Source organism: Bradyrhizobium sp., assembly GCF_019242285.1.
In the GTDB taxonomy this organism is placed as follows: Bacteria; Pseudomonadota; Alphaproteobacteria; order Rhizobiales; family Xanthobacteraceae; genus Bradyrhizobium.
This window is the reverse complement of record NZ_JAFAVV010000709.1, coordinates 1-5,787: the sequence shown is the minus strand read 5'-3', so window position 1 is coordinate 5,787 and position 5,787 is coordinate 1. Positions and strand designations below refer to the sequence as shown.

Here is a 5,787-nt window from a genome sequence, read left to right as displayed (position 1 = left end):
GGAGGTCATCATGCGGCAAGGGCGCCATTTCCTGCAGATTCCAGGGCCGAGCCCGGTCCCCGACCGCGTGCTGCGTGCGATGGACATGCCGGTGATCGACCACCGCAGCCCCGAATTCGGCGAGCTCGGGCGCACCGTGCTGGAAGGCAGCCGGACGATTTTCCAGACCGCAGGTTCCGTCATCATCTTCCCGTCCTCCGGCACCGGCGCCTGGGAGGCCGCGATCGTCAACACGCTGTCGCCCGGCGACAAGGTGCTGATGGTCGAGACCGGGCATTTCGCCACGCTGTGGCGGCAGATGGCCGGGCGCTGGGGCATCGAGGTCGATTTCATGCCGGGCGACTGGCGGCGCGGCGTCGATCCTGCGGCGGTCGAGCAGCGGCTCACCGAGGACAAGGCGCACCAGATCAAGGCGGTGATGGTGGTGCATAACGAGACCTCGACCGGCGCCACCAGCCGGGTCGGCGAGGTGCGTGCGGCGATCGACCACGCCGGCCATCCGGCGCTGCTGATGGTCGACACCATCTCCTCGCTCGGCTCGGTCGACTACCGGCATGACGAATGGAAGGTCGATGTCAGCGTCTCCTGCTCGCAGAAGGGCTTCATGCTGCCGCCCGGGCTCGGCTTCAACGCCATCTCGGACAAGGCGCGCGCCGCCGCCAAGGTCAATCTGATGCCGCGCTCCTACTGGGACTGGGAGGAGATGCTGAAGCCGAATGCGAACGGATTCTTCCCCTATACGCCCGCGACCAACCTGCTTTACGGATTGCGTGAAGCGATTGCGATGCTGCTTGAAGAGGGGCTGGACAAGGTGTTCGCCCGCCACCAGCGGCTGGCGGCGGCGACCCGGACCGCGGTCGAGCATTGGGGCCTGGAGGTGCTGTGCCAGGAGCCGCGCGACTATTCGCCGGTCTTGACCGCGGTACTGATGCCGCCGGGCCATGACGCGGACGCGTTCCGGAAGGTGGTGCTGGACAATTTCAACATGTCGCTCGGCTCGGGCCTGTCGAAGGTTGCAGGAAAAGTGTTCCGGATCGGCCATCTCGGCGAGTGCAACGACCTGACGCTGCTGGCCGCGCTCACGGGCGTCGAGATGGGACTGTCGGTTGCGGGCGTGCCGCACCGCGCAGGCGGTGTCGATGCGGCGATGAAATTCCTGGAGCAGCGCACCGCAAGCAATGCCGGCGCGCATCTGAAGGTGGTCGGCAGCTAATCTTGGTGCATCAATGATCGGTAAGGTGGGCTGAGCGACCACATGCACGCAAGCTCGCCGGGGGCACGAGCGTGCCCACCATTCAACGCCATGCTGGTGGCATGATGGTGCGCACGGCGCTTCCGCCTTCGCTCTGCGAGCTACGGCGGACGCGGTCGCGCCTTAGCCCACCCTGCGGCTCCGAAATTTCGACAGAACAATCAAAGCCCAGGGAGGCCGTGTTTGAAGTTTCGGTTCAAGGCCACGCATGTCGTGCTGGCGATGCTCTGTATCATGTACTTCATCACCTACATCGACCGCGTGAACATCGGCACGGCCGCGAGCGGGATTCAGAAGGAGCTTCACCTCTCCAACACCCAGCTCGGCCTGGTGTTTTCCGCTTTCGCCTATCCCTATCTGCTGTTCCAGGTCATCGGCGGCTGGGTCGGCGACCATTTCGGGCCGCGCAAGACGTTGTTCTGGTGCGGCATGATCTGGGCTGCGGCGACCATCATGACCGGTGCGGTCACCGGCATCGTGACGCTGTTCATCGCCCGCATCGCGCTCGGTTTCGGCGAGGGCGCGACCTTCCCGACCGCGACCCGCGCCATGCAGTACTGGACGCCGGAGAGCCGGCGCGGCTTCGCGCAGGGGCTGACCCACGCTTTTGCCCGGCTCGGCAATGCCATCACGCCGCCCTTGATCGCTGCGCTGATCGGCTGGCTGACCTGGCGCGGCTCCTTCGTCGCGGTCGGCCTCGTCAGCCTGATCTGGGGCGCGGTCTGGGCCTGGTACTTCCGCAACGAGCCGAAGGAGCACGCCGCGATCACCGAGGCTGAGCTCGCGACCCTGCCGCCGCGTCCGACCACGGCCCGTCCGCAGGTGCCCTGGGCGCCGCTGTTGCAGCGGATGTGGCCGGTGACGCTGACCTATTTCTGCTACGGCTGGACGCTGTGGCTCTACCTCAACTGGCTGCCGCTGTTCTTCAAGAACAATTATGGCCTGGAGATCGGCAAGTCGGCGCTGTTCGCCTCCGGCGTGTTCTTCGCCGGCGTCATCGGCGACAGTCTCGGCGGCATCCTGTCCGACCGCATCCTCAGGGCGAGCGGCAATGTGCGCCTCGCACGGCTCAGCGTGACCGTGCTCGGCTTTGCTGGCGCGCTGGCCTCGCTGTTTCCGATCCTGTTCATTCACGACATCACGGTGGTGGCGCTGTGCCTGTCGGCCGGCTTCTTCTTCGCCGAGCTCGTGATCGGGCCGATGTGGTCGGTGCCGATGGACATCGCGCCGAAATATTCGGGCACCGCGGCCGGCATCATGAACACCGGCTCGGCGCTGGCGGCGATCGTCTCGCCGCTGGTCGCGGGTTTCGTCATCGACGCCACCGGCAACTGGTACCTGCCGTTCCTGATGTCGATGGGGCTCTTGCTGGTCGGCCTGTTCTCCGCCTTCCTGATGCGGCCCGAGCTGCCGTTCGGCGAGACCAACGATGCCGTGCCGGCCGGAGAGGTGTTGGCGGCGGAATAAGGCCATGGTTTACTGGCGGAAATTCTCCCCTCTGACACGTCGACTTGGCAATTCCCGAGGGGACAAGCTGGGCGAATGATGCTATTCGACCCGCCGCCGAAAATCACGAGACCGGGAAACAACGCCATGACCTTGCACACCGGGAGGCATTTCCTCCAGATCCCAGGACCGACCAACATCCCCGACCGCGTGCTGCGGGCGATGGACATGCCGGGCCTGGACCATCGGGGTCCGGAGTTTGCCGAGCTCGGTTTTGCGGTGCTCCAGGGCATGCAGCGGATGTTCCGCACCACGCAGCCGGTGATCATTTACCCCTCGTCGGGAACCGGCGCCTGGGAGGCGGCGATCGTCAACACGCTGCAGCCGGGCGACAAGGTGCTGATGTGCGAGACCGGCCAGTTCGCCGTGCTGTGGCGCGGCATTGCCGACAAGTTCAAGCTCGACGTCGACTTCATCCCCGGCGACTGGCGCCGCGGCGCCGACCTCGAGCAGATCGCGGTCCGGCTTGCCGCCGACAAGCCGCACCAGATCAAGGCGGTCATGGTCGTGCACAACGAGACCTCGACCGCCTGCGTGACCTATCCGCGCGAGGTCCGCAAGATCATGGACGATCTCAAGCACCCGGCGCTGTTGATGGTCGACACCATCTCCGGCCTCGGCTCGCTGGAATACGAACACGACGCCTGGGGCATCGACGTCTCCGTCGCGGGCTCGCAGAAGGGATTGATGCTGCCGCCCGGGCTCGGCTTCAACGCGGTCTCGGAGAAGGCGCTGGCGGTCGCGAAGGCCAATCCGGGCCTGCGCTCTTATTGGGAGTGGGAGGACGTCATCGCCTTCAACAAGCTCGGCACCTTCCCCTATACGCCCGCGATCAACCTGCTGTTCGGCCTGCGGGAAGCGATCCGGATGCTGGAGGAAGAAGGGCTCGAGAACGTCTTCGCCCGCCACAAGCGCCACAGCGCCGCCACCCGCGCGGCGATGAAGGTCTGGGGCCTGGAGACCCAGTGCCAGGATCCGCAGGCGCATTCGCCGGCGCTGACCGGCGTTGTCATGCCCGAGGGCCACGATGCCGACCATTTCCGCAAAGTGGTGCTGGAGAATTTCGACATGTCGCTCGGCACCGGGCTGAACAAGATCAAGGGCAAGGCGTTTCGCATCGGCCATATCGGCCATTTCAACGACCTGATGCTGATGGGCACGCTGTCCGGCGTCGAGATGGGGCTCGACCTGGCCAAGGTGCCGCATCGCACAGGCGGCGTGCTCGCCGCCATGGACGTGCTCAAGGGCCGCGAGGTGGTGCCGATGCAGAAGGCCGCGGTGGCATGAGCGGTGCTTGAACTGGTGCCAGTATCCAACAGCGTAAAGGAAGAGCGCGCGATGAACGCCCCGGTCAATTCCAGCGAAGACCTGCTCTATGCCGTCGAGGACGGCATCGCGCGGCTGACCTTCAACCGTCCGCAGGCGCGCAACGCGCTGACCTTCGCGATGTATGAGCAGATGGCCAAGGTCTGCGAGGACATCAACGCCGACCGCTCCATCAAGGCGCTGATCCTGACCGGCACCGGTGACAAGGCGTTCGCCTCCGGCACCGACATCTCGCAATTCCGGGCGTTCAAGACGGCCCAGGATTCGCTCGACTACGAGGCGCGGATCGACCGGGTGCTGGGTACGCTGGAAAGCTGCCGGGTGCCCGTCATCGCCGCGATCGCCGGCGCCTGCACCGGCGGCGGCGCGGGCATCGCGGCCTGCTGCGACATCCGGATCGGCACCGAGACGACGCGGATCGGGTTTCCGATCGCGCGCACGCTCGGCAACTGCCTGTCGATGTCCAATATTTCCCGCCTGGTCGCGCTGATCGGGCCGGCGCGGACCAAGGACCTGATCTTCAAAGCGCGCCTGGTCGAAGCGCCGGAGGCGCTGGCGCTCGGGCTCCTGAACGAGGTGGTGCCCGATGTCGAGGCGCTGCAGCGGCGCGCGATGGAAACCGCCAAGCTCGTGGCTTCCCATGCGCCGATCACCCTCGAAGTCACCAAGGAGGCGGTCCGCCGCATCCGCCGCACCCTGTCGCGCGACGAGGGCGAGGACCTGATCCTCAAGGCCTATATGAGCGAGGATTTCCGCGAGGGCATGGACGCGTTCCTGAACAAGCGGGCTCCGAACTTCAAGGGCCGGTAGTTGCTGCGGCGCGCTGCAATCTGGCGCCAAAAAATCACTGGCAGTGTGGCAGGAGCCTGCTTGAACTTGCCGTATTGAGCCCGCACAATATTACCCTGCAAGCATCCCGCCGCGTCCCGCGGCGCAAGAATCTACAGGGAATCAAACACGTGCGACATCTAACCAAAGCCGCGGCCGCGCTGGCGGCAATGCTCCTTGGCGCGCCCGCTGTTGCCGGCTGGGAGCCTTCGAAGCCCGTCGAGATCGTGGTCGCAGCCGGCGCAGGCGGCGCCTCCGATCAGATGGCGCGCATGATGCAGGCGGCGATCCAGAAGAACAACCTGATGAAGGCGCCGATGGTGGTCTCGCTCAAGGGCGGGGCGTCCGGCGCCGAGGCCTTGATGTACATGAAATCCAGCGAGGGCGATCCGAACAAGATCCTGATCGCCTATTCGCTGATCTACATGCTGCCGCTGTCGGCCAAGATCCCGTTCTCCTGGCAGGAATTGACGCCGGTGTCGGTGATCGCGCTCGACCAGTTCGTGCTGTGGGACAACGCGTCAGGACCCAAGACGGTCAAGGAATTCATTGCGGCGGCGAAAGCTGCGGGCACGCCGTTCAAGATGGGCGGCACGGGATCGAAGCGCGAGGACCACGTGCTGACCGTGTTCGTCGAGCAGAAGACCGGCGCCAAGTTCGCCTATCTGCCCTACAAGTCCGGCGGCGAAGCCGCCACCCAGCTCGTCGGCAGCCACATCGACTCCAACGTCAACAACCCTTCCGAAAACCTCGAAGTGTGGCGGGCCGGGCAGGTCCGCGCGCTCTGCGTGTTCGACAAGGAGCGGATCGCCTATCAGGAGAAGGTGACCGAGAGCCAGTCCTGGCACGACATCCCGACCTGCAAGGAGGGAGGG

At 65.5% G+C, this 5,787-nt stretch carries 5 protein-coding genes; all 5 read left to right on the top strand.

Features of this window, described 5'->3' with window-relative positions; genetic code table 11:
- Nucleotides 1-7: 7 nt before the first annotated feature.
- On the top strand, nucleotides 8-1,213 hold the full coding sequence (locus JOY90_RS28710) for an alanine--glyoxylate aminotransferase family protein (RefSeq protein ID WP_291694467.1): 1,206 nt from the start codon (nucleotides 8-10) through the stop codon (nucleotides 1,211-1,213).
- Nucleotides 1,214-1,435: 222 nt separating this feature from the next.
- Entirely contained in the window at nucleotides 1,436-2,719 is a 1,284-nt protein-coding gene (locus JOY90_RS28705; RefSeq protein WP_291694466.1) for an MFS transporter, read from the top strand.
- Between the two features lie 126 nt (nucleotides 2,720-2,845).
- Nucleotides 2,846-4,045: an aminotransferase class V-fold PLP-dependent enzyme gene (locus JOY90_RS28700; RefSeq protein WP_291694465.1), complete on the top strand. Its 1,200-nt coding sequence runs from the start codon at nucleotides 2,846-2,848 to the stop codon at nucleotides 4,043-4,045.
- Between the two features lie 51 nt (nucleotides 4,046-4,096).
- The gene (locus JOY90_RS28695) at nucleotides 4,097-4,894 is read left to right on the top strand and encodes an enoyl-CoA hydratase/isomerase family protein (RefSeq protein WP_291694464.1); all 798 of its coding nucleotides are present in this window, start codon (nucleotides 4,097-4,099) and stop codon (nucleotides 4,892-4,894) included.
- A gap of 149 nt (nucleotides 4,895-5,043) precedes the next feature.
- Nucleotides 5,044-5,787: tripartite tricarboxylate transporter substrate binding protein (locus tag JOY90_RS28690; RefSeq protein WP_291694463.1), on the top strand; the 744-nt coding region annotated here is incomplete at its 3' end.

Bases quoted from the DNA above. Each gene is read 5' to 3' on its own strand.
- JOY90_RS28695 (WP_291694464.1), top strand. From the start codon at position 4,097: ATGAACGCCCCGGTCAATTCCAGCGAAGACCTGCTCTATGCCGTCGAG.
- JOY90_RS28700 (WP_291694465.1), top strand. From the start codon at position 2,846: ATGACCTTGCACACCGGGAGGCATTTCCTCCAGATCCCAGGACCGACC.